Raw genomic sequence first — 22,840 nt, forward strand, 5'->3', positions numbered from 1 at the left:
CCCGGGACCGGGCGAAGCCGCTGCGGGCGGAGCGGGGTCAGGGCGCCCAGGTGTAGGTGGCGGTCAGCGAGCGCCCGAGGAGCGCGGCGGGCAGGAGCGGTAGGGCCGCGTCGCGCAGGACGGTCAGCGGGGCGGATCTCCAGTGCGCGGGGGCGCCGACCTGGCGGGACAGGCGTACGACCAGCTGGGTGCGCGGCCGGCGGGCGCGGTCGTACGCGGCCAGCCCGGCGGGCACGCCGTGCGAGTCGACGGCGGCCGCGAGGGTGACCGCGTCCTCGAGCGCCTGGCAGGCGCCCTGGCCGAGGTTGGGCGTCATGGCGTGTGCAGCGTCACCGAGGATCGCCACCCGTCCGCAGACGTAGGTGTCCAGCTCGGGCAGCTCGTAGGTGTCGTGCTGGAGCACCTCCTCGGGGCGCGCGGAGCGCAGCAACGCGGGGATGGGGTCGTGCCAGCGGGCGAAGCGTTCGCGCAGCTCCGCCAGGCCGACGCGGGTGCCGGCCGGGGCGTTGGCCATCAGGTGGCAGTAGACGCGGCCGTCGGGCATGGGCACGTGCCCGAACCGCTCGCCCCTGCCCCAGGTCTCCACGCTGCCTTCGACGGGTCGGGGTGGGGCGAGGAGCCGCCAGGTGGTGTATCCGACGTAGCGGGGCCCGGGAAGGCGCGGCCAGACGGACCGGCGGGTGACGCTGTGCACGCCGTCCGCACCCACCACCAGGTCCGCCGTCGACGTGCCGCCGCCGTGGACGACGGTGCCGTCCGGGCGTACCTGACGCACGTCGACGCCGGGGCGCAGGGCCTCCGCGGGCAGCGCCCCGCGCAGCAGGTCGACCAGGTCGGCGCGGGGGCCGGGCGCGCCGGCCGACCGGTCAGGGGGTGGGGTGGGACTCGGCGTGATGGGCGGCCAGGACGTCCGCACCGAAGTCGCTGGCGGGGCGACGCAGCACGGTGTGCGCGTGGTTGCCGTCGTCGGTCGTGTTGTCGTACTCGATCAGCAGGTCGTCGCCCTGCACCCGGTAGTAGTGGCGCTGCCCGGGACCGGTCGGGCCGGCCCATGCGAAGTGCAGCTGCCCCGGGGCCAGCCGCCGCGCCTCCCGGATCGCCAGCTCCGCCGGGAGCCGGTCGAGATAGAGCGCCACGAGCTGGTCCAGCAGCGCCCGGCCCGTGGCCCCGAGCCGGTCGCCGGGCACCCCGAGCGGCTCCAGCGGGGCGTCGACGCGGGGGCGGGTCGCGCTGATGATGTCCCCGGGCGCCTCGTCGGCGACGATCGCCGCGGCCCGGCCGGCGGGGCCAATGGCGTCCAGCAGGGCGCGGGCCAGGTCCTCCTCGACACCCAGTGGGCGCGAGACCGGGCGGCCGGCGTACCGGACGGTCGCCGGGTTGGCGCCGAGGAAGACCGGCGCGGGGGAGACCTGGTCGGCCGCCACGGTCATGCTCACCGAGAGGTGGTGCCCCTCCAGCCGCCACGCCCAGGTGTCGTCGCGGGCCGGGTCGCCGAAGACGGCCACCCAGTAGTCGCCGCTGTGCCGGCCCCGCCGCCATCCCTCGGCCCGGTCCAGCACCTCCTCGAGCGCGACGATCGCCATCGCCTGCGCGTACGCCGGCGGGCTCAGCGCGGTGGCCAGCAGCCGGTGCGCGGCCTTGCGCCCGGCGCGGTCGAGGTCGGCCAGGCAGACCCCGGGTCGGGGCCGGGGGCGGTACTCCAACCAGCGCCGGGCCTGCTCGTCGTCGAACCGGAGGGCGGCGCGGGCGCGGGCGGGCTCGTCCAGCGCGGCCAGCAGCGCCGTGCCGGCGGTACGCATCTGCTCGGGCAGCGGATCTTCCACCGCCTCTGTATACCGGTCCGGCGACGACCGCGCGGGACGACCTCCTCAGCCGGCCCGCGGCCCGGTCAGCAGCGCCAGCATCTCGGGCAGGTCGAAGAAGCGGGCCGTCTCCACCGCGGACGGCGTGCCGTGGTGCGGGTCGGCCCCGGCGGCGAGCAGTGCCCGGACCGCGTCGCCGCTGCTGCGGAAGGCCGCGGCGGCCAGCGCCGTCTGCCCCCGGTCGTTGGCGCGGCTGTGGTCGGCGCCCCGCGCCAGCAGGGCGGCGACGGTCTCCGGGTGGGCGTGGTAGGCCGCCAGGATCAGCAGGGTGTCGCCCTTGCCGTTGGTCAGGTTGACCGGCAGGCCCGCGTCGACGTTCGCGGCCAGCTCGTCGGTCGCGCCGTCGCGTGCCAGGTCGAACATCCGGTGCGCGAACGCCAGGGTCTCGGCGTCGAGTTCCTCGCTCACCGGTCCAGGCTAGTCGGGCGTGCGCCTGGTAGGTTGCTCGGCCGGCGTGCTGGGGGAGGGGCGATGGACGACACGGTGTACGTGGGCAACGCGGGTGTCGACGGGGCGACGAACGCGGGCTGGCTGCTCGGCCACTTCATGCCGCCCGGCGACGCCCGGCACAGCACCGACGTCGAGGTCAAGTGGGGGGTGCACCCGGCCGGGGAGGCGCGCTCCCGGTGGGCGACCGGCGAGCGGCGGACCGCCCTGCTGGTGCTGGTCAGCGGGTGCTTCCGGGTCGAGCTGCCGGACCGGACGGTGGTGCTGCGCGAGCCCGGCGACTACGTGGTGTGGGGGCGCGGCGTCGACCACTCCTGGTACGCCGAGCGCGAGTCGGTGGTGCTGACCGTCCGCTGGCCGTCGGTCCCCGGCTACCGGGTGGAGCCACCCGTGCGCCGCTGACCCGCGCGGGGTGCGTGGACGTCCGTGTCCCGACATGCGGAACTGCTCAGGTCTTCACCCGCCTGCAACTGCTCGCCAACGTCCGGGGCTACGAGCACGCGGTGGCTCGCACCGTCGACGTGCACGGCGGCGGCTGCGCGCCAAGTTCGACGCCGGCACGCCGCTGGTGACCACCGTCCACGGTGTCGGCTACCGCCTGGCCGACGAGGCCCGGATCGAGGTCGACCGGGGTCGCTGACGGGCCGGGGCGGGCCCTGAAGGCCCGTGCCCCCGTCCCGCCCTCTCGCGGCGCGTCCGGGTTCCGGACGCGCCGCGCGGTCGAGTCCCCACACTGGGAGCGCGCCCGCCGTTCGGCCGCGTTCGACCCGGACCGCGTCCGCTGAGCTGTGGCGCGACGACCTCGACGAATGTGAACCGGACGGGGACCCCCCGTATCGGGGCAACCCGGCGGCTCTGCTGTAATCATCAGGCTTCGTACGCAGAGCGAGCGTTCGGCTCCTGTGCGTTCGTCAATTGTCACATTCATGCAACGCAGCCGCCCCTTGACCCTCGCACCGGCGCCGGGAAGCATCGATGAAGCGGCGTCCCGGGCCGTGGGGAGATACCCGGACCAGCCAAGGAGGACCATGTCGGTCAGCCCCGCCTCGTCGCGCGCCGGATGGCATACGTCCCAGCCCGCTGTTCCCGGTCGGCCCCCCGGCGGCCAGCGCCGCCCCGCCAACACGGCCGCGCCGATGCTCACGGTGACCCTCAACATCCCCCTGGCCTGCGAGGAGTCGCTGACCCCACCCGCCCGTCGGCTGCTGGAGGCCGCCCGCGAGATGCTCGAACGCGGCGAGGGCACGATCACCGCCGCCACCGTCGAGCGCCGCCCCGACCCGGTGCCGGCCGGCCGGTCGCCGTCCCGCCCGGCCGCCGCCCCCACCATCCCGGCCCTGCACATCCTCGCCTCGTCCCGCTCGGTGCTGCGCGACGGCGAGCCGTTGCCGCTGACCCGGCTGGAGTTCGACCTGCTGCTGCACCTGGTGGCCCACCCCCGCCGGGTGTTCACCCGGCTGCAGCTGCTCAACGCGGTCTGGGGCTACGAGCACGCCGGGGTGCGCACCGTCGACGTGCACGTGCGCCGGCTGCGCGGCAAGGTCGGCGTCGACGTCCCGCTGGTCACCACCGTCTACGGCGTCGGCTACCGGCTCGCCGACGACGCCCGGGTCACCATCGACCGCAGCGGCTGACCGGCCGGCGGGGCACGATGGTCGGATGCGGATCCGCCCCATCTCCCCGGATCGGCTCGTCACCGAGCTGACCGAGCGGCTCGCCGGCGCCGATGTCGCCGGCCGGCTGCGCGTGGCCGTCGACGGCGCCCCGGCCGCCGGCCCGGACGCCCTGGCCGCCGCCCTGGTCGACCCGCTGCGCGCGCTCGGCCGGCCCGTGCTGCACGTGCGCGCCGACGACTTCCTCCGCCCCGCCTCGGTCCGCCTGGAACACGGCCGGACCAACCCCGACGCGTACTACGAGGGCTGGGTCGACGAGGCCGGGCTGCGCCGCGAGGTGCTCGACCCGGCGGGGCCGGGCGGATCCGGGCGGGTGCTGCCCACGCTCTGGGACGCCCGCACCGACCGGGCCAGCCGCGCCGCGTACGTCGATCTGCCGCCCGGCGGCGTGGTGCTGGTCAGCGGGGCGCTGCTGCTCGGCGGCGGCCTGCCCTTCGACGTCACGGTCCACCTGGCGCTGTCTCCCGCGGCCCTGGCCCGGCGCACCGACCCGGCGCTGCGGTGGACGCTGCCCGCCTTCGCCCGGTACGCCGACGAGGTCGTGCCCACCTCCTTCGCCGACGTCGTGGTCCGTGCCGACGACCCCCGCCACCCGGCCCTGGTGGAGTCCGCGGTGTCCTCGTGACCGCCGCGACGTCCGGAAAAGTCGCCGGTTTGATCGTCGGCGGGTCGGGGTATTCGGCCGGCTCACAGAGCACGGGTGATCTCACCCGCGCGCGAGACGACCACGGCCCGGGCCCACGCACCGGCGCCCAGGCGGACCTTGAGGCCCAGAAAGGCAGGCAGCGATGCTCGTCCACGACAAGGTCGGTACGGGCCGATCCCAGGCGGAGATCGACCAGATCCGGCGCTCCCTGCAGGCTCGTTACGACGAGCTGTCCGCGGAGTACGAGCAGGCGGTGCTGCAGAGCCAGGTGCTGCGACTGGTGGAGGTCGGCGACACCGCCGGCGACGACCAGGCCGACAGCGGCACCAAGACGGCGGAGCGGGACACCGCGCAGTCCCTGCTGCGGACCATCCTCGACCGCCGTGCCCAGTTCGAGCACGCGCTCACCCGGCTGGAGGAGGGCACCTACGGCTTCTGCGAGGGCTGCTCCGCGGCCATCCCGGTCGAGCGGCTGGAGATCTTCCCGTCCGCCACCACCTGCGTGCAGTGCAAGCAGAACCGGGAGCGCCGGGCGGCCTGACGCGAGCGGTTGCCGGTCGGTCCGGGGCACGGTGGACTCCACCCATGGGTGAGATCAAGGTGGGCACCGCCTCCTGGACCGACCGCACGCTGCTGGACTCAGGCTGGTACCCGCAGACCGCAGACACGCCCGAGAAGCGGCTGGCGTACTACGCGCGCCGGTTCCCGCTGGTCGAGGTGGACGCCACCTACTACTCGCCGCCCGCCGAGCGGACGGCGCGCCTGTGGGCCGAGCGGACCCCGCCCGGCTTCACCTTCAACGTCAAGGCGTTCAGCCTGCTCACCGGGCATCCGACCCGGATCTCCGCCCTCTACAGGGACCTGCGGCCGGAGACGGAGAAGAAGAACCTCTATCCCGACGACCTGCCGCCGCAGGCGTACGAGGAGGTCTGGACGAGGTTCCTCAGCGCCCTGGACCCGCTGGTCGAGGCGGGCAAGCTCGGCGCACTGCTGTTCCAGTTCCCGCCCTGGTTCACCATCAAGCGGGACAACAAGCAGTACCTGCTGGAGGTGGCGAAGCGCTGCGCCCCGCTCCGCCCGGTCTACGAGTTCCGGCACGCGTCCTGGTTCGACGGCGACAACGCCGAGGAGACCCTGGCCTTCCTGCGCCAGCACGAGCTGGCGTACGTCTGCGTGGACATGCCGCAGGGGCACCGCTCGTCGGTGCCCCCGGTGCTGGCCGCGACCGCGGACCTGGCGGTGGTCCGCTTCCACGGGCACAGCGACAAGTGGACCAGCAGGGACATCCACGAGAAGTTCGGCTACCGCTACTCCGACCGGGAGCTGCGCGACTGGGCGCCGAAGCTGCGCGAGCTGGCCGACTCCACGCGGCAGACCCACGTGCTGATGAACAACTGCTACCGGGACTACGCCCAGACCAACGCCGCCACCCTCGCCGGGCTGCTCGACGCCGGCTGAGCCGCGGCGACTTCTCATCCCGTCCGGGTGAGGTCCGCTCACCCCGCCGCCGCGCAGCATGGAGGGTGCGTGCGGTCGACCGCGACCGCGGAACCGACACCACGGAGGTGGCTGGAGATGACGGTTCGGGTGGTACCGGATCGACGGCGCGGCGTCGTGCTGCACGTCGTCGGATCCTCCGGCGACGCCCGGTCGGCGCCGCGCGCCAGCCGGGTCGGCCCGACCCGACAGCCGCGTGGCCCGGTGGGGCCGCCGCGACGTGACGACGACCGACGGTGGGAGACCGACGTACGGGGGTGGAACGATGGCTGAGCAGCTGCATTCGGCGTTCGAGTCCTCGATGGACAAGACCAACCTGATCCTCAAGGACATCGAGCAGGCCTACGGTTGGCCGAAGGAGCAACGCAACCAGTCCTACTGCGCGCTGCGCACGGTGCTGCACCTGCTGCGCGACCGGATGCCGGTGCAGGAGAGCGTGGAGTTCGCCGCGCAGTTGCCGGTGCTGGTGCGCGGGATCTACTTCGACGGCTGGAAGCCGCAGGACGTGCCGATCAAGCTCAACCGGGACGACTTCCTGCTGGAGGTCCGGCAGGGCTTCCCGTACGACGTCGAGGGGGGCCCGGAGCGCGTGGTGCAGGTGGTGCTGGACACCCTGCGCCGGCACGTCACCCAGGGCGAGTGGGACGACGTGAAGGCCACCATGCCCAGGGACATGGCGAACATCATTCCCTGATGCGCCGGCACGCGCGACGGCCCGCCCCACCGCCGGTGGGGCGGGCCGCACGTCGCCTCGGCCCAACCGACGGTCATTCACTGCGGCAGCCCCTGCGGGTAGAAGCGGCCCCGCCAGTCGCGGTACTGCCACCCCGAGGCGCCGAGCAGGATCATCGGGCGGCCCTACCAGAGGTCGAAGTGGAACACCTCGAACGCGGCGCCGTAGCGGACGCCGAGCCGGGCGCCCACGGGCCGGCCCAGACCTTCGAGGAACTCCTCGGCGTCGAAGCTGCCGTCGCCCAGCCCGGTCAGGTACGCCTCGTGCGCCCGCAACGAGGCCAGCCCCCGGTCGAAGGTGTCGGTCACGTCCACCCCGTGCCCGGCGAGCGGGGAGGAGGCGGCCCAGACCTGGCGCACCCCGTTCCACGGCTCGACGCCGTCGGTGAGCTGCTCGGGGAAGACCCACCGGTTGCCGGCGTCGCGGACCGCGTCCAGCACGGCCCGGCCGGTGGCGATGTGGTCGGCCTGGTTCAGCGCGTACGCCCCGTCCCAGGTGTCGCGGAAGTTGTTGGTGACGACGATCTCGGGGCGGTGCCGGCGTACGACCGCGGCGAGTTCCCGGCGTAGCGGCACGCCGTACTCCAGGACGCCGTCGGGCAGGCCGAGGAACTCCACCGTGTCGACGCCGACCAGCGCGGCGGACTCCCGCTGTTCCCGCTCGCGCACCTCACGGGCCCGCGGCGGCGGCATGCCGTCGATGCCGGCCTCGCCGCTGGTGACCAGGCAGTAGACGACCTGCTTGCCCTGCCCCGTCCAGCGGGCGACGGCGGCGGCCGCGCCGAACTCCAGGTCGTCGGGGTGCGCCACGATCGCCAGGGCGCGCTGCCACTGCTCGGTCACCGGCTCCAGCGGCCCGGGGCCCTCGGTCATCGCCACCTCCACGTCCGACCGGACCATCCTGCCACCACCGGCACCGCCGCGCCGCCCGGCGGGCGTGCCGGGCGCGGTTCCCGGGCGGGCGGCGGTGGAGACGGTTGACGGTGGACCACACGGATGCCAGCATGCTGGAAGCGCTCCCATCGACCGACGTCGACCCCCGCCGCCCGCACCGGGCGGCCCGACGAAGGACAGGGACCTCATGCCCACCCACCCTCACCGAGCCGGTCGGATCCGACCGGCGCTGCTGGCCGCCGTGCTGGCCGCCGGCGCCGTCCTCGCCGTCGGCCACGGCATCAGCCGCCCCGACGCCGCCGAGGCGGCCACCACGCTGAAGAGCCTGGCCGACGCCAAGGGCCGCGACATCGGCGTGGCCATCGACCCCGGCCGCCTCGCCGAGGCCCCGTACAAGCAGATCGCCGACAACGAGTTCAACCTGGTGGTGGCCGAGAACGCGATGAAGTGGGACGCCACCGAGCCCGCCCGCGGCCAGTTCAACTTCGGCCAGGGCGACGCCGTGGCCGACTACGCCGCGTCCGGCGGCAAGCGGCTGTACGGACACACCCTGGTCTGGCACTCCCAACTGCCGGGCTGGGCCGCCGAGCTGCCCGGGCCCGAGCTGCTGGCGGCGATGCGCGCCCACATCGCCGGGGTGGCCGGCCACTACCGGGGCAAGGTCGTCGCCTGGGACGTGGTCAACGAGGCGTTCGCCGACGGCGGCTCCGGCGGCCGGCGCGACAGCGTCTTCCAGCAGCGCATCGGCGACGGCTGGATCGAGGAGGCGTTCCGCGCGGCCCGGGCCGCCGACCCCGGCGCGAAGCTGTGCATCAACGACTACAGCACCGACGGGGTGAACGCGAAGAGCACCGCGATCTTCAACCTGGTCCGCGACTTCAAGGCCCGGGGCGTGCCCATCGACTGCGTCGGCTTCCAGGCGCACCTGATCGTCGGGCAGGTCCCCGGCGACCTCCAGGCCAACCTGCAGCGCTTCGCCGACCTCGGCGTCGACGTGCGCATCACCGAACTGGACATCCGGATGCCCACCCCGGCCAGCGCGGCCAACCTGGCCACCCAGGCCGCCGACTACCGGCGGGTGGTCGCCGCCTGCCTCGCGGTCGCCCGCTGCGCCGGCGTCACCACCTGGGGGATCACCGACAGATACTCCTGGATCCCGTCGGTCTTCCCCGGGCAGGGTGCCGCGCTGATCTGGGACGACAACTACGCGCCCAAGCCGGCGTACCAGGCGGTGGCCGAGGCGCTCGGCGGCGGGGCCACCCCGACCCCGACCACGCCCGCCCCGAGCACCCCCGCCCCCGGCACCGGCTGCACCGTCGCCTACGTGCCCAACTCGTGGAACAACGGCTTCACCGCCGAGGTGCGGGTCCGCAACGACGGCACGACGCCGGTCGTCGGCTGGACCGTCGCCTTCGGTCTCCCCGCCGGCCAGCGGGTGACCAACGCCTGGAACGCCACGGTCACCCAGAACGGCGCCCAGGTCGAGGCCCGCAACGCGAGCTGGAACGCCACAATCTCCGCCGGCGGCACCGTCGGCTTCGGATTCCAGGGCACCCACGGCGGCACCAACCCGTCGCCGTCGGCGTTCACCCTCAACGGCGCGCCCTGCCGTACCGCCTGAGCAGTACCGCCGTGCCCGGGGAACCGCCGGTGCGGGCCCGGCCGGACGTCTACGGTGGGTTAGAGAAGATCGCGCGTGGGGTACCACCCGCTGCACGACGGACCCCGGCGCACGGCGGGGCGGCACATCCCGAGGGAGCACCGATGGCACTCAACGACGACGACATCCAGACCACCGGCGGCGGCGGCCTCGAGGGCCCGGCCGACGGCGGCGCGACCCCCGGTCAGCAGGACGGCGGCGCCGACGGTGGCGCCGACCGCGGTGTCGAGCGCGGCACCGACAAGGGCGCCGACCAGGGCGCGGAGGGCCCGGCCGACGGTGGCGCGACGCCGGGGCAGCAGGACGGCGGCGCCGACGGCAGCGCGGAGGGCCCGGCCGACGGTGGCGCGACGCCGGGGCAGCACGACGGCGGCGCCGACGGCAGCGCCTGAGCGGCACGCCATGACGCACATCGACCCGCCGGGCGGCCACGGCCGCCCGGCGGTTCCGTCCGCGGCCGACGCGGCGCTGACCCGCTGCGTGTCGGTCGAGCCGGCGAAGTTCGCCGCCGCCCACTGGGGACGCACGCCGCTGCTGTCCCGCGCCGACGAGCTGCCCAACGCCGCCGGGTTCACCGACCTGCTCAGCCCCGCCGACGCCGACGAGCTGCTCAGCCGGCGCGGCCTGCGCAGCCCGTTCCTGCGCGTCGCCAAGGACGGCCAGCTCGTCCCGGCGGCCCGCTTCACCGGCGGCGGCGGCGCCGGCGCCGAGATCGGCGACCAGGTCCTCGACGAACGGGTCCTGGAGCTTTACGCCGACGGGGCCACCCTGGTGTTGCAGGGCCTGCACCGCACCTGGCCCGCCCTGATCGACTTCGCCCGCGACCTCGGCGCGGCGGTCGGGCAGCCGTTGCAGGTCAACGCCTACCTGACCCCCGCCGGCAGCCAGGGCTTCGCCACCCACTACGACACCCACGACGTCTTCGTCCTCCAGGTCGACGGCCGCAAGCACTGGCGGATCCACCCGCCGGTGCTGCCGGACCCGCTGGAGAAGCAGCCCTGGGGCGGGCGGGCGGACGAGGTCGCCGCCACCGCCGACGGCCCGCCCGCGCTCGACGTGGTGCTCGCCCCCGGCGACGCCCTCTACCTGCCCCGCGGTTGGCTGCACAGCGCGCAGGCGCAGGAGTCCAGCTCGCTGCACCTGACCGTCGGCGTCCGGGCGTTGACCCGGTACGCGCTGGTCGAGGAGCTGCTCGCCCTCGCCGCCGAGGACCAGCGGCTGCGGGCCACGCTGCCGTTCGGCACCGACGTCGCCGACCCGGACGCGATCGAGCCGGAGCTGACCGAGACGGTCGAGGCGCTGCGGGACTGGCTGCTGCGGGCCGAACCGGCCGCGGTGGCCGCGCGGCTGCGCCAGCGGGCCTGGCCGGCCGCCCGACCCGCGCCGATCCGCCCGCTGGCCCAGACCAACGCGCTGGCCGCGCTGGGCACCGACACCCGGCTGGCCCCGCGCCCGGGCCTGCGCTGGCAGCTCGCCCCGCAGGGGGACCGGCTGGCGCTGCGCCTGTTCGACCGCACCATCACCCTGCCCGCGACGTGCGAGCCGGCCGTGCGCGCCCTGCTCACCGGGGAGGCCGCCCGGGTCGGCGACCTGCCGGGCCTGGACGACGACGCGGACCGGATCACTCTGGCCCGTCGCCTCCTGCGCGAGGCCGTGCTGGTCCCCGCCTGAGCGCCGCCCCGACGCCGTGCCGCACCCGCCCCGACGCCGTGCCGGGACCTGTACCGCGCGACTTCGGGGAAGTTGTCGCCTCCCGCCGGTGGGAGCCGGCACCTTCGCCGAAGTTGCGCGGATCATGGTCGGGCGCGTGCCCGCCCGTGGGCAGGCTCGGGTCAGGCGGTGTCCAGGGCCGTGACCGGGCGGACCTCGATCGGCAGGGTGGTCGCCCGGGACAGCTTCGCCGCCCAGCCCAGCGCCGCGTCCAGATCCGGCGCGGCGATCACGGTGAAGCCGCCGACGTGCTCCTTGCCCTCGGCGAACGGGCCGTCGGTCAGCAACGTCTCGTCGTCGCGGACCCGGACCACCCGGGCGGTGTGGGCCAGCGCCAGCCCGGCGCCGAAGACCCAGACGCCGCTGCGGCGCATCTCCTGGTTGACGGCCCCGACGTCCCGCATGATCGGCTCGAGGAACTCCGGCGGCGGCGGGGCGTCGCCGTCGGGCTGGATCACGTTGAGCACGAAGTTCGGCATCGCAGCTTCCTCTCGTCGGGTGGCCGGCGTCGCCCGGCCTCTCCCGTCTACACGAACGGCGGCCCGTCGGATCGACGACGCGCTGCCCGGGCCGCGCCGGATATGCCCTCGGCGTCGGAGATGCCGCGCCGGGAACGCCGCCGCGCCGGGAACGCCGCCCGCCCCGGCGGGTCAGCGGCCGGCGACCAGCAGCGCGACGGTGGTCACCAGCCCGGCGACGAGCACGACGGCCATCGGCCGCGGGCCGAGCACGGCGTGCCGGCGATCCGCCAGGACCTTCGCCGGCACCAGGCCGACCAGCGGGCCCAGCAGGGTCACCACCAGGGCCAACACGGGCAGCCCGACCGCGAGTTCGCCGCCGTATCGGTCGCCCGCCGCCCGCGCCGCGCCCCCGAGGGCGTACGCGAGCACGGCGCCGGCCACCCCGCAGAGCGCCAGCAGCGGGTTGACCGAGCCCGGCAGGTCACCGGGCTGGCGGGTCCGGTTCAGCAGCTCCCGCACCCCGTCGAGCAGCGGCACCGGGTCGGCGGTGGCGCCGGGAGCCGGGGCTGGCGGCCCGCCCGCCCGACGGCCGCTGCCGCCCAGCCGGCCGCGCAACTGCTGCCACAGGTGGGCGGCCTCGGCGTCGACCCGCTCCTGCAGCTCCCGCGCGTCGACGAGTTCCCGCTCGGCGCGCGCGAGCGCGGCCTCGGCGTCGGCCACCGCCCGTTCGGCGGCGGCGCACTGCTGCTCGTGCCAGGTGTGCGCCTCGGCCCGCTGGGCGCGTACCCGCGCGGTCAGCTCGGCCAGCCGCCGAAGCTGGTCGGCGTACGTCTCACTGGTCACCGGTTCGTTCATCGCGACGGTCCGTAGGGGATGATCACCTGACCGGTGCGGTGCACCGCCCGGTCGAAGAACAGCCCGCGCCAGGGGCGGGGATACCAGTCCGGGCCGCCGGTGCCCGGATAGAGCGACGAGCCCAGCTCGCCCCCGTGGGCGTCCAGCGCCACCCAGGCGCCGATCTGGTCCGTCCGCGCCGCCGGTCCACCCAGGTCGGCGCGCATCCGGGCGACGCCCCGCCACCACGCCAGCACGTGGGTGCGCCGCTCCGGCCCGTCGTGCAGGATCCGGCGCAGCTCCTCCAGCCCGGTGCGCCGGCCCACCCGCGTCCCGAGCGTCCCGGCCGCCGCGTCGACGGCGAACAGCAGCAGGTAGTGCGGCACGCCCGGCGCCTCGAGCCCTTCGGCGGTCTCGGCCATCAGCTCGCCGACGGTCTCCTCGTCGTACCAGGCGGCGTCGTCGGCGAGGTCCTCGTAGAGCGAGCGGGCCGCCGGGTCGGCGTCCGGGTCGAGGCAGGCGATGGAGAACCGGGCCGTGCCGGGCCGGTGCTGGCGGGCCAGCGAGCGGGCCGCCGCGTCGAGCACCGCGCACGCCTCGTCCACCCGGGTGCCGAGCACCGCCAGGTTGCGACCGGGCGCCCGGGGCAGCCGTAGCGCCGCCGAGCGCGCCTGCACGTCGATGATCTCGCCGAGCAGCGCGACGGGCGTACGCGGGTGACCGGTCTCCGGGGCGGCCAGCGCCCGGAAGTCCGGCGCGTCGGCGAGCCGGGGAATCGCGTCGCCGTCGAAGAGGCGGGCCGGGGCGGCGTCCTGCGGGCGCATCCGCCACAGCCGGTGCTGCAACTCGCTCCACGTCTCCCAGTCGCTCGCCGACGGGATCCGGGCGATCTGGTTGCCCTCGGCCATGCCCGACTCGGCGTTGACGACCGCGTGGTGCCGGGGCAGCGACTGGGCGGCGTCGTTGCGTTCGGCGAGGATCCGCAGCGCCTTGGGCAGGGCGATGCGCAGCGTGAACTGGGCGACCAGGGCGGGACGCCCCCACAGCGCCTCGATGCCGCGCACGTCCTGCGAGGCGAGTACCAGGTGGATGCCCTGCGATCGGCCGCGCCGCGCCAGGTCCTCCAGCAGGTCGGCGGCCTCCCGGGCGACCACGTCCCGCCCGGCCAGGAGCATCTGGAACTCGTCGACCACCGCCACGATCCGTGGCCAGTGCCCGGTCGGGTCGACCGCCCGCAGCTCGGCGAGCTTGGTGACCTCGTGCTTCTTGGCCGCGTCGGCCCGCCGGCGCAGCTCCTCGGCGAGGAAGCGCAGCAGCGCCAGGCCGAACTCCCGGTCGGTGTTGACGTTGATCCCGACGAGCCGCATGTGCGGCAGCCAGCTCGGGTCGCGCCGACCCTGGGCGAACCGGGCGAAGGACACCCCCTCCTTGAAGTCCAGCAGATAGAACTCCAGCTCGGCGGGGGAGTAGCGGGCGGCCAGCGCGCCGATCCAGGCGAAGATCAGGTTCGTCTTGCCGGTGCCGGACGGTCCGCCGATCAGCGCGTGCGGCGGGTAGTCGCCGAGGGTGAGCTGCACCGGCCGGCCGTGCGGGCCCTCGCCGATCGGCGCGGTCAGCCCGGTGGCCGAGTCCTCGCGCCACATCCGCTCCGGCGGCGGCAGCAGGTCGGTGAACGGGGTGGGTGCGGGGCCGGCGTTCACCCGCGCCGCCACCTCGCGGCAGGTCTCGGTGACCAGGGTCGCGGGCGGCGGCGGGTCGAGCCGGACGGGCAGCGCGCCGATCCAGGTGGCGTCCCGGTCGACCGTCACCCGGGTCACCGTCCGGTCGTCGGGCAGCGCGACGCCCCGGACCACCAGGTGCACGCCGCAGGCGGCCCCGGTGCGGACCACCCGGTCGAGCTGGCCGCGCTCGTGCCGGGACAGCTCGTCCCCGCCGAGCAGCACCGCCACCCGCCACGGCTCGGGCCGTCGGCCGGTGGCGGCGGCCAGCTCGCGCAGCGAGCTGTGCTCCCCGGCCAGCACGGTCTCGTTGATCCGGCGGATCTGCTCCACGAGGTCGTCGAGCAGCCGGGCCAGCCCGCCGGGACCGACGAAGGTGAGCAGCCCGGCGGTGCCGAGCGGGGCGAAGCCGGCCAGCCCGCCGCCCAGGTGGTCCGGGTCGTAGCCGACCAGCCGGACGGTGCCCGGGTCGGCGCGGCCGACGGCGCGCAGCAGCAGCGCCGAGACCACCGCCTCGCAACCCTCGCGGTCGTCCCCGGCCAGCTCGACGTGGCCGGCGTCGAGCAGCGGCACCAGCGCGGGCACCGGTTCCGCGCCCGGAATGCGTACCGTGCCGATCCGCAGCGCGCCCGGCGGCTCCGCGCGCCGTACCGGGGTGGGGCGCCAGCGCGCCCAGTCGGCGGACGCGGCGCCGGGGGCCTCCCGCAGCGCGGCGTCCGCGGCGCGACGGGCCAGTTCGGCGAGGCGCGCCGCGTGCCGGTCCTCGATCTCGGCCAGTCGGCGGTCCCGCTGCGCGCCGACCCGTTCCGGCACGGCTGCCGCGGCCCGCCGCACCTTCGCCAGCCGCTCGCGGGCCGCGGTCAGCTCCTCGTGCGCCGTCGACAGCCGGGTCCGGGTCGCGCCGAGGGCCTCGCCGAGCATGCCCCGGACCCGGTCGACCAGCTGCGTCCGCCGGTCAGCCATCGACGCCCCGCGGCCGCGGCTCCCCGCCCCCGCCGGTGGTCGGGCGACCCGCCGGCGGGCTCGACCAGACGCGGCCACCGGCGCCGGGCCGGCCCGCGCCCGCCGCGCCGCGACCGGCGCCCGCCGCGGGCGGCGCCGCCGGGCCGCCGGCGCTCGGCCGTCCACCGCCCGTCGGGCCGTCGGCGCTCGGCCGTCCACCGCCCGCCGGGCCGTCGGAAGCCGGCCGTCCACCTCCCGCCGGCCCACCGGTGCCGGACGGCCCGCCGCCCGCCGGGGCGTTCCGCCGGGCGGCGGCCGCCCGCTCGGCCGCCGCGACGGCCTGCTCGCGCGCCGAGGCCGCCCGGTCGGTGGCCGCGGCGACCCGCTCCCGGGCGGCGTCCGCCCGCTCCCGCGCGCCGGCGGCGCGCCGCTCCCACTCGGCGTCGGCCGCCCGGCGGCTCGCGGCGTCGGCCCGCCGGTCCCGTTCCTCGTCGGCCTGGCGCGCCCGGGCCGCCTCGGCCCGCCGGTCCCGCTCGTCGCCGGCCGGCAGGTCGCGGCCGAGCCGGGCCAGCAGCACGCCGGTGAGCACCCCCGCGGTGACCGCCGGATCGGCCGCGTGCGGCCGCTCGGCCTCGTCGCGGCGCGGTGGCGGCATCCGGCAGACCCGGGTCAGCAGGGTGTCCAGCACCGGCGCGGGCAGCCCGGGCAGCAGGTCCCGGACCCGGCCGTCCAGCTCGCTGTGCAGCCGCCCCAGATCGTCGGCGCGCGGCGGGTGCCCGAGAAGCTCCCGGGCCAGGTCGCGCAGCAGCGGCGGGGCCACCGCGGCCAGGCCGAGGCCGACGTCGGCGTGCGCGCGGCGCAGCTCGGCGTGCAGCCGGCCCCGGTCGCCGGAGCGGACCCCGTCGACGACCCGGCGCAGCAGCTCGCGGGAGTCGCCGACCCGCTCGTCCGGGTCGTCCGGCGGACCCTCCCGGCCGCCGGTCAGCTCGGCCACCCGCACCGACCACCAGCGGCGCAGCTTCACCTCGCCGGCCGGCTCGGGCGCCGCCGCGACCGGTGCCGCCTCGCGCGGGGCGTCGTGCGCCGGCCGCCGCTGCTGCCGCTCCGGCCCGGGCGCGGGCCCGCCGTCGGGCCCCAGCCCGATCGCGGCCAGGTACGCCGAGAGCTGCTCCTGCGCGACGCGCAGCGCGTACCCGGCGGTCTCGGCGTGCTCGGTGGCGGCCGAGAGCTCCGGCACGCCCATCGGGTCGGCCGACTCCTGACGCACCCAGCGCAGCCGCTCCGCGGCCAGCCCGAACGCTTCCAGCGCCTGGGCGAGCTGGGCGATCGGCAGTTCCTCGGCGGCGGCGCGGACCTGCGCGCCCACGTCCTCGACGATGGACACGGCCCGGCCTCAGAGCGTCGCGATGTAGAGCTGCGCCTGCTCGACCGCGACGAGTGTCGCGGCGAGGCACTCCTCCAGCTCCTGGCTGGCCTGGGTCAGCGAGGACTGGGCCGCCTCCACCGTCTCGTGCCCGCTGCCCTCCAGCGCGCCGGCCAGCGTCTGCTGCGCCTCGGCCAGCTTCTCGCCGGCCGCCTGCACGGCGCTCTGGCCGTCGCCGATCTGTTGGAGCGCGACATCGATGGCTGCCTTGAGCTCGGCGACGCTCGCCACGGCGAAACCTCCTGGGGGCGGGGAGGCCTCCATTAGAGCCTACGGTCGGGGTGCGGGAACATCCGCCCTGTCAGTGTTCCTGCCCCGGTGACCGGTTGTCGACCGGAAGCGCCCGGAGTCCGGTCAACGGGACCCGTCGGACGGGTCGGCGCGGTCGCGCAGCCAGCGCGGGCCGTACACCTCGGCACCCTCGTCGGTGACCCGTTCCCGCAGCTCACGGTCGGCCGTGACCACCAACCGCCGGCGGTCCGGCGCGGCGGCGACGAGCGCGACCACGGCGTCGTCACCGGAGCCCGCCGCGGCCACCACCCGGACCCCGGACGTGCCCGGCACGTCGCGGGCGCGGCCCTCCACCACCAGCACCACCTCGACCGGCGGCGGCAGCTCCGGGGGCAGCCCGGCCGCGGCCACCGGGGCCAGCGAGTCGCGCAGCCGGGCGGTGGCGCCGGCCCGGTCCCGCCACCAGCCGTCCGGGCGGGAACCCACCACGTTGGCGGCGTCAACGATCAGCAGAGGCGTCGCGTCCATCCCGCCAGCCTGCCATCCCGCCCGCCCCGCGAGGCGTAAGGAGGGGCCACCCGCCACCGCCGACGCGGCAGGGTGCCCTCCCGCGAGGTGCGACGGGGGCCTTCCCCCACCGCCGACGCGGGAAAGGTGCCCTCCCGCGCGAGGGCCCGGGCCGCCGACGCACGCGGGCGGCCCGGGCGTGGCGGGCGTTTGTCGGGCCGACCGCCGGGTAGCCCCTGGCGACCGTGCCGCGCCCGAGCAGCGGAGGACAGAGATGATGGGACCCGGTGACTTCGGCTCCGACCCCTGGGACGAGTTCCTGGCCCGGTACTTCGGCCGGGGCGAGGGCGGGCGCCGACCCGCGCACCGGGTCGACATCACGCGACTGATGACCGCCGACGCCCGGGAGATGCTGGCCGACGCCGCGCGCCGGGCCGCCCAGCGGCAGAGCACCGACCTGGACACCGACCACCTGCTCTGGGCGGCGCTGCAACGCGAGCCGCTGCGCGACCTGGTCCGTCGCGCCGGCGCCGACCCGGACACGCTGCTCAACGCGCTCGGCGGGCGCGGCGACGGCGCGCCCCGCGGCGAGGTGCCGCCGAACCTGTCGCTCACCCCCGCCGCGAAGCGGGCGCTGCTGGACGCCCACCAGTTGTCGCGGGCGATGGGCGCGAACTACATCGGTCCCGAGCACATCCTGATGGCGCTCCCGCTGAACCCGGAGTCGCCGGCCGGCCGGATGCTCGCCGCCGGCCGGATCCAGCCCGAGTCGTTGCAGGCCGCCAGTGCCGAACGCGGGCCGATGGCCGGGCCGAAGCCGGACCGGGGCACGCCCACCCTCGACCAGTACGGCCAGGACCTCACCGACCTGGCCCGCAACGACCAGATCGACCCGGTGATCGGCCGGGCCGAGGAGATCGAGCAGGCCGTCGAGATCCTGTCCCGACGGACGAAGAACAACCCGGTGCTGATCGGCGAAGCGGGCGTCGGCAAGACCGCCATCGTGGAGGGCCTGGCCGAGCGGATCTGCGACGGCGACGTGCCGCAGACGCTGCTCGGCAAGCGGGTGGTCCAGCTCGACCTGGCCGGCCTGGTGGCGGGCACCCGCTACCGGGGCGACTTCGAGGAGCGGCTGAAGAAGGTGATCGAGGAGATCCGCGCGCACCGCGAGGAGCTGATCGTCTTCCTGGACGAGATCCACACCCTCGTCGGCGCGGGCGGGGCGGGCAGCGAGGGCGGCATGGACGCGTCCAACATGCTCAAGCCCGCGCTGGCCCGGGGCGAGCTGCGGGTGATCGGCGCGACCACGCTGGACGAGTACCGCAAGAGCATCGAGAAGGACGCGGCGCTGGCCCGCCGGTTCCAGCCGGTCTACGTGCCGGAGCCCAGCGTCGAGGACACCGTGGCGATCCTGCGCGGCCTGCGGGACCGCTACGAGGCGCACCACCAGGTGCGGTTCACCGACGAGGCGCTGGTCGCGGCGGCCGAGCTGTCCGACCGGTACGTCACCGACCGGTACCTGCCGGACAAGGCGATCGACCTGATCGACCAGGCGGGCGCGCGGGTCCGCCTGCGCACCCGCACGCCGGCGTCGGACGTGCGCGAGCTGGAGACGCAGCTCGACGAGGTGCGGCGGGACAAGGAGCAGGCCGTCGCCGACGAGCAGTACGAGAAGGCGTCCGCCCTGCGCGACCGGCTCGCCGAGCTGGAGGAGGAGATTCGCCGGGTACGGGGCGACGAGGGCGGCACGTCGCAGGTGCCGGCGGTCGGGCCGCGCGAGATCGCCGAGGTGGTCTCCCGGGCCACCGGCATCCCGGTCAACCAGCTCACCGAGGAGGAACGCGACCGGCTGCTGCGCCTGGAGGGCCACCTGCACGAGAAGGTGGTCGGCCAGGACGACGCGGTCACCGCCGTCGCCGAGGCGGTGCGCCGCTCGCGTACGGGGCTGGCCGACCCGGAGCGGCCGATGGGCAGCTTCCTCTTCCTCGGGCCGACCGGCGTCGGCAAGACCGAGCTGGCCCGCGCCCTCGCCGAGGCGCTCTTCGGCGAGGCCGACCGGATGGTCCGGGTGGACATGAGCGAGTTCCAGGAGCGGCACACGGTCAGCCGGCTGGTCGGCGCACCGCCCGGGTACGTCGGCTACGAGGAGGCCGGCCAGCTCACCGAGGCGGTGCGCCGCCGCCCGTACGCGGTGGTGCTGCTCGACGAGATCGAGAAGGCCCACCCCGACGTGTTCAACATCCTGCTCCAGGTCCTCGACGACGGGCGGCTCACCGACAGCCAGGGCCGTACCGTCAACTTCAAGAACACCGTGCTGATCATGACGAGCAACCTCGGCTCGGAGCTGATCACCGGCACCCAGCGCGCCGTCGGGTTCGGCGCCGGCGCGCCGGGCACCGACGCCGAGCGCGACGAGCTGCGCGAGCGGCTCATGCGTCGGCTCCAGGAGAACTTCCGCCCGGAGTTCCTCAACCGCATCGACGAGGTGATCATCTTCCGCCGGCTGGAGGCCGAGCAGCTGCGCCAGATCACCGAGCTGATGCTGGAGGAGACCCGGCGCCGGCTGCACGCCCAGGACATCCAGGTCGACTTCACCACCGCCGGCGTCGACTGGCTCGCCGAGCACGGCTACCAGCCGGAGTTCGGTGCCCGGCCGCTGCGCCGGGTCATCCAGCGGGAGGTGGACAACCAGCTCTCCCGGATGCTGCTGGAATCGGCCGTCTCGTCCGGCCAGAAGGTCACCGTCGACGCCCGCGACGGCCGCCTCGCCTTCGACGTGGCCGCCGGCGAGCGCGGGTACCGCGCGGCGAGCACGTCCCATCCCCGATGAGCCGGAGGGCGGACATGACCGAACCGGAGGAGACCCAGGAAGAGACCGACCGCACCGATCGGATCCTGGCGCCGCCGACGGCGAACCCCGCCCGGGTGCAGGTGCCGCCGGAGGGCCTGGGCCAGCAGCAGGGCGACGAGCCGGAGCCGCCGGCGTCCGACCGTCGCGGTCGAGAGGAGGGCTGATGGTACGCGAGCAGCGGCTCGATCCCGAGGTGGAGGTCCTCTGGGACGACTTCCACGCCCAGGTGAACGTCCCGTCCGAGCAACTGCGGCAGTGGCTGCTCACCCGCGGCTCGGGGGAGGAGTCGTTCGGGCCGGACCCGGACCTCGACCTGCCCGAACCGGGCCGGCAGATCCTGCGGGTGCTCAGCAAGCGCAAGGTGGACCTCACCCCGGAGGACATCAGGGTGATGCAGGACGCGATCGACGAGATCCAGAACCTGCTGGAGGCGAAGCCGCCCCGCGGCAACGCCGACGACGAGTGGCGGCACGCGCTGCTCGACCTGGGCCACGACGTCCTCGTCGAACGCTGACCGGCCCACGTCGCGGCGCTGACCCCCGGACCACGTCGCGCCGGGGGCCGACCGCTTCGCGGCGGAAATCGTAGACCGACGCACCGACGGCGTACCGGGCCTGCTCCCGGTACGCCGTCGGCCGGCACCGTCAGCCGTGGTCGCTCTCCAGGCTGCCGATCGTCAGGCCCGCGGCGTCGGCCGCCGCCTCGCGGTCGGCGCGCGCCCGCTCCTCGCGGGTCAGCAGGTTGGCGTACTCCGTCACGTCCGCCGGGTCGGGCACCTCGGGCAGGCGACGCAGGAACGCCTCCACGTCGCGGGCGGCGGACGTGTGCGCGGCGGCCGCCTGCCGGAGGATCTCCCGGTCGTCGGCGGCGGGGTAGAGATCGGTCATGTCCGCCTGATACCCGGCGCTACGCCGTTCGCACCCCGTCCGTGCCGGCGGTCGTCAGCCCCCGCGCCCCGTCCGGGCCGGCGGTCGTCGGCCCCCGCGCCCCGAAGCCCGGGTTGCGCAGCAGCCAGGACAGGTAGTCCGGGTGCGCCGCCAACGAGTCGGTGTACGCGGCCAGCGCGGTCTCCAGCACCGCGTCGGCGTCCCGGGCGGCGGGGGAGTCCGGGTGCCAGCCCAGCATCAGCCGCCAGCGCAGCGGCGTCCCGGCCAGCATCCGGGTGACCAGCCCGGCGACCGGGCGGAAGGTGGCCTGGCACAGCGCCACCGCCTCGCCGGAGTCGACCATGTCGATGCAGACGCGCACGTCCGCCTCGTACAGCTTGCGGGGGGTGAAGCCGGCGCGGGCGCAGGCGGCGGCGAAGCAGTCGCCGAAGCAGCCGTCGCCCGGCGCCGCCACCCACTGCTCACGGCGCAGGTCCGCCAGGGGCACCTCGGCCCGGTCGGCCAGCGGATGCTGTTCGGGCAGCATGACGAGCACCGGGTCGACCGCCACCTCCCGCCAGCTCAGCCCGCACTCCGCCGGCGGCGCGGCGTCGCCGCACACCCCGATCAGCGCGAAGTCCAGCCGACCGCCGGCCACCAGCTGGGCCAGTTCCTCGGCCGACCAGGAGGCGTGGGTGGTGATCTGCGCCGGCGGGGGATCGGCGGCGAGCCGGTGCACGAGCCGGCCGAGGATCGGGCTGTTCACCCCGCCGAGCCGGTAGCGCCGGGGAGCGTCCCCGGCGCCGGCCAGCCGGGCCGCCTCGTCCTGCAGGCCTTTCATGGCCGGCAGCAGCACCCGCGCCCGGGCGAGCACCAGCTCGCCGAGGGCGGTGGGCCGCGCGCCGCGGCGGTCCCGTTCGAACAGCGGCCCGCCCAACGTCCGCTCGATGCGCTGGAGCTGGGCGGTGAGCGCCGGCTGGGCCAGGCCGAGCGTCGAGGCCGCCTTGGTCACACTCCCCGTCTCCGCGATCGCGCAGACCACCCTCAGGTGTCGCAGCTCCAGATTCATAGAGTGACGGTATGACCCCGCAGCGGCCGACGGAAGGGCCCGAGCGGATCAACACTTGCCGATGCGTACCCGAATCGTCGCCCCGTCGTCCCGCGACGGCGTCGGCGGCTCAGCCCGGCGGCGGCTCGGCCAGGTCGGCGAGGTGGGTGGGGCGGCCGGTGACGGCGTCGCGCACCTTGTCGACCACGCCCACCGCCGGCTCGACGACCCGGTTCCACGGCGGGGTCGCCGGGGTGCCCGGGTGCGGCCGGGTCGGCGCGGCCTCCTCGGCGATTTCCAGCCGGTTGCCCAGGCGGATCAGCTCCTCGGCGCTGGCGGCCTGCCGCAGCGCCGCGACGAGGGCGCCCACCTCCTCGACGTGGCGGCGGACCCGCGCGTCGACCTCGGGCAGCCCGTCGGCGGCGAGCCCGCGCAGCAGGGTCAGCAGCTCGGTGTCGTCCGCGAGCACCCGGTCCACCCGGGCGGCGGTGTCCGGCAGCGCCGCCCGGACCGCGGGCAGCAGATACTGCTCCTCGGCGGAGAGGTGCCGGGACAGCGCCGCCGTGAGCACCGTGGCGCCGCCCTCCGGCGCCGGCTCGGGGTCGGCGTCGGTGAGCCGGCGCAGCAGCGCGGTCAGCTGCCGGTGCTCGGCGTCGACGATGTCGGCGATGCTGCGCCCGCCCGGCCGGAAGACCTCGTCCTCTCCGGTGGGCGGCAGCGGCGGCAGGGGAACGGTCATCGTGCCCTCCTCGGGCGGCGGGCGGAGCGCGTCGTGGGTGCGGTCGGGACCGGCGGTACCCGAGCGCGGCGACGGCGAAACCGGGTGACCGCCCCGCCG

General features: G+C 75.9%; 25 protein-coding genes and 1 pseudogene. 13 read left to right on the forward strand and 13 right to left on the reverse strand.

Annotated elements, in window-relative coordinates:
- Positions 1-37: 37 nt before the first annotated feature.
- Genes GA0070606_RS30095 through GA0070606_RS30105 form a run of 3 tightly spaced genes read right to left on the reverse strand, consistent with a single transcriptional unit; the run spans position 38 to position 2,270 of the window.
- Entirely contained in the window at positions 38-916 is an 879-nt protein-coding gene (locus tag GA0070606_RS30095) for an FAD-dependent monooxygenase (RefSeq protein ID WP_218106101.1), read from the reverse strand.
- Complete coding sequence (locus GA0070606_RS30100; RefSeq protein ID WP_176737476.1) at positions 867-1,823, reverse strand: DUF3500 domain-containing protein; 957 nt, start codon at positions 1,821-1,823, stop codon at positions 867-869. Before GA0070606_RS30100 ends, GA0070606_RS30095 begins: the two co-directional genes overlap by 50 nt.
- 45 nt (positions 1,824-1,868) lie before the next feature.
- Positions 1,869-2,270 (reverse strand): ankyrin repeat domain-containing protein, encoded by a 402-nt coding sequence (locus GA0070606_RS30105; RefSeq protein WP_091106585.1) that lies wholly within the window; start codon positions 2,268-2,270, stop codon positions 1,869-1,871.
- Between the two features lie 63 nt (positions 2,271-2,333).
- Here GA0070606_RS30105 and GA0070606_RS30110 point away from each other — a divergent pair, with 63 nt between their 5' ends.
- The 7 genes and pseudogenes from GA0070606_RS30110 (at position 2,334) to GA0070606_RS30145 (ending at position 6,819) form a co-directional block, all read left to right on the forward strand.
- On the forward strand, positions 2,334-2,711 hold the full coding sequence (locus GA0070606_RS30110; RefSeq protein ID WP_091106586.1) for a cupin domain-containing protein: 378 nt from the start codon (positions 2,334-2,336) through the stop codon (positions 2,709-2,711).
- A gap of 47 nt (positions 2,712-2,758) precedes the next feature.
- Positions 2,759-2,949 (forward strand): annotated as a pseudogene (locus GA0070606_RS30115) (winged helix-turn-helix domain-containing protein); the annotation flags it as partial.
- Between the two features lie 388 nt (positions 2,950-3,337).
- Positions 3,338-3,943: a winged helix-turn-helix domain-containing protein gene (locus GA0070606_RS30120; protein ID WP_091106588.1), complete on the forward strand. Its 606-nt coding sequence runs from the start codon at positions 3,338-3,340 to the stop codon at positions 3,941-3,943.
- Positions 3,944-3,968: 25 nt separating this feature from the next.
- Positions 3,969-4,607, forward strand: a complete 639-nt coding sequence (locus GA0070606_RS30125) for a nucleoside/nucleotide kinase family protein (RefSeq protein WP_091106589.1) — start codon at positions 3,969-3,971, stop codon at positions 4,605-4,607.
- 163 nt (positions 4,608-4,770) lie between these two features.
- Positions 4,771-5,169, forward strand: a complete 399-nt coding sequence (locus GA0070606_RS30130) for a TraR/DksA family transcriptional regulator (protein ID WP_091106591.1) — start codon at positions 4,771-4,773, stop codon at positions 5,167-5,169.
- A gap of 44 nt (positions 5,170-5,213) precedes the next feature.
- Entirely contained in the window at positions 5,214-6,086 is an 873-nt protein-coding gene (locus tag GA0070606_RS30135; protein WP_091106593.1) for a DUF72 domain-containing protein, read from the forward strand.
- Between the two features lie 304 nt (positions 6,087-6,390).
- On the forward strand, positions 6,391-6,819 hold the full coding sequence (locus GA0070606_RS30145) for a DUF2267 domain-containing protein (RefSeq protein WP_091106597.1): 429 nt from the start codon (positions 6,391-6,393) through the stop codon (positions 6,817-6,819).
- 164 nt (positions 6,820-6,983) lie between these two features.
- On the opposite strand, the gene GA0070606_RS30150 is transcribed toward GA0070606_RS30145, so the two are convergent.
- Positions 6,984-7,757 (reverse strand): PIG-L deacetylase family protein, encoded by a 774-nt coding sequence (locus tag GA0070606_RS30150; RefSeq protein WP_245724875.1) that lies wholly within the window; start codon positions 7,755-7,757, stop codon positions 6,984-6,986.
- 181 nt (positions 7,758-7,938) lie between these two features.
- Here GA0070606_RS30150 and GA0070606_RS30155 point away from each other — a divergent pair, with 181 nt between their 5' ends.
- The 3 genes from GA0070606_RS30155 to GA0070606_RS30165 all read left to right on the forward strand — a co-directional run bounded on the left by GA0070606_RS30155 (position 7,939) and on the right by GA0070606_RS30165 (position 11,082).
- Positions 7,939-9,372 carry a glycoside hydrolase family 10 protein gene (locus GA0070606_RS30155; protein ID WP_091106599.1) on the forward strand — a complete coding sequence of 478 codons (1,434 nt, stop codon included), beginning with the start codon at positions 7,939-7,941 and terminating at the stop codon, positions 9,370-9,372.
- 143 nt (positions 9,373-9,515) lie between these two features.
- Positions 9,516-9,803: a hypothetical protein gene (locus GA0070606_RS30160; protein WP_091106601.1), complete on the forward strand. Its 288-nt coding sequence runs from the start codon at positions 9,516-9,518 to the stop codon at positions 9,801-9,803.
- Between the two features lie 10 nt (positions 9,804-9,813).
- Positions 9,814-11,082 (forward strand): cupin domain-containing protein, encoded by a 1,269-nt coding sequence (locus GA0070606_RS30165; RefSeq protein ID WP_091106603.1) that lies wholly within the window; start codon positions 9,814-9,816, stop codon positions 11,080-11,082.
- Positions 11,083-11,243: 161 nt separating this feature from the next.
- Here the strand turns inward: GA0070606_RS30165 and GA0070606_RS30170 are convergent, their stop codons facing one another.
- The 6 genes from GA0070606_RS30170 to GA0070606_RS30195 form a co-directional block, all read right to left on the reverse strand.
- Positions 11,244-11,600, reverse strand: coding sequence for a YciI family protein (locus GA0070606_RS30170; RefSeq protein ID WP_091106606.1), 357 nt, complete (start codon positions 11,598-11,600; stop codon positions 11,244-11,246).
- Positions 11,601-11,771: 171 nt separating this feature from the next.
- Positions 11,772-12,437, reverse strand: coding sequence for a hypothetical protein (locus GA0070606_RS30175; protein ID WP_091106607.1), 666 nt, complete (start codon positions 12,435-12,437; stop codon positions 11,772-11,774).
- A complete protein-coding gene (locus GA0070606_RS30180; RefSeq protein ID WP_091108402.1) occupies positions 12,434-15,097 on the reverse strand; it encodes an FtsK/SpoIIIE domain-containing protein in 2,664 nt (887 codons plus the stop codon). Before GA0070606_RS30180 ends, GA0070606_RS30175 begins: the two co-directional genes overlap by 4 nt.
- Positions 15,090-16,460, reverse strand: a complete 1,371-nt coding sequence (locus GA0070606_RS30185; RefSeq protein WP_245724876.1) for a hypothetical protein — start codon at positions 16,458-16,460, stop codon at positions 15,090-15,092. The genes GA0070606_RS30180 and GA0070606_RS30185 overlap by 8 nt, the downstream gene beginning before the upstream one ends.
- Positions 16,461-16,469: 9 nt before the next feature.
- Positions 16,470-16,730 carry a hypothetical protein gene (locus GA0070606_RS30190; RefSeq protein WP_091106609.1) on the reverse strand — a complete coding sequence of 87 codons (261 nt, stop codon included), beginning with the start codon at positions 16,728-16,730 and terminating at the stop codon, positions 16,470-16,472.
- Positions 16,731-16,853: 123 nt separating this feature from the next.
- Positions 16,854-17,258: a hypothetical protein gene (locus GA0070606_RS30195; protein WP_091106611.1), complete on the reverse strand. Its 405-nt coding sequence runs from the start codon at positions 17,256-17,258 to the stop codon at positions 16,854-16,856.
- 253 nt (positions 17,259-17,511) lie between these two features.
- On the opposite strand from GA0070606_RS30195, the gene GA0070606_RS30200 reads away from it, so the two are divergent.
- From GA0070606_RS30200 to GA0070606_RS30205, 3 genes are read left to right on the forward strand one after another with little or no spacing between them, the layout of a single operon-like run.
- Complete coding sequence (locus GA0070606_RS30200) at positions 17,512-20,067, forward strand: ATP-dependent Clp protease ATP-binding subunit (RefSeq protein ID WP_091106613.1); 2,556 nt, start codon at positions 17,512-17,514, stop codon at positions 20,065-20,067.
- A 14-nt stretch (positions 20,068-20,081) separates the two neighbouring features.
- Positions 20,082-20,252: a hypothetical protein gene (locus GA0070606_RS32795; protein WP_176737477.1), complete on the forward strand. Its 171-nt coding sequence runs from the start codon at positions 20,082-20,084 to the stop codon at positions 20,250-20,252.
- Complete coding sequence (locus GA0070606_RS30205) at positions 20,252-20,602, forward strand: DUF3140 domain-containing protein (RefSeq protein WP_091106615.1); 351 nt, start codon at positions 20,252-20,254, stop codon at positions 20,600-20,602. Before GA0070606_RS32795 ends, GA0070606_RS30205 begins: the two co-directional genes overlap by 1 nt.
- Before the next feature lie 130 nt (positions 20,603-20,732).
- Here GA0070606_RS30205 and GA0070606_RS30210 read toward each other — a convergent pair whose 3' ends face one another.
- The 3 genes from GA0070606_RS30210 to GA0070606_RS30220 form a co-directional block, all read right to left on the reverse strand.
- Positions 20,733-20,975: a hypothetical protein gene (locus GA0070606_RS30210; protein WP_091106617.1), complete on the reverse strand. Its 243-nt coding sequence runs from the start codon at positions 20,973-20,975 to the stop codon at positions 20,733-20,735.
- Positions 20,976-20,994: 19 nt separating this feature from the next.
- A complete protein-coding gene (locus tag GA0070606_RS30215; RefSeq protein ID WP_091106619.1) occupies positions 20,995-22,023 on the reverse strand; it encodes a LysR family transcriptional regulator in 1,029 nt (342 codons plus the stop codon).
- A 109-nt stretch (positions 22,024-22,132) separates the two neighbouring features.
- Complete coding sequence (locus GA0070606_RS30220) at positions 22,133-22,741, reverse strand: hemerythrin domain-containing protein (protein WP_091106621.1); 609 nt, start codon at positions 22,739-22,741, stop codon at positions 22,133-22,135.
- Positions 22,742-22,840 lie beyond the last annotated feature (99 nt).

Source organism: Micromonospora citrea, assembly GCF_900090315.1.
In the GTDB taxonomy this organism is placed as follows: Bacteria; Actinomycetota; Actinomycetes; order Mycobacteriales; family Micromonosporaceae; genus Micromonospora; species Micromonospora citrea.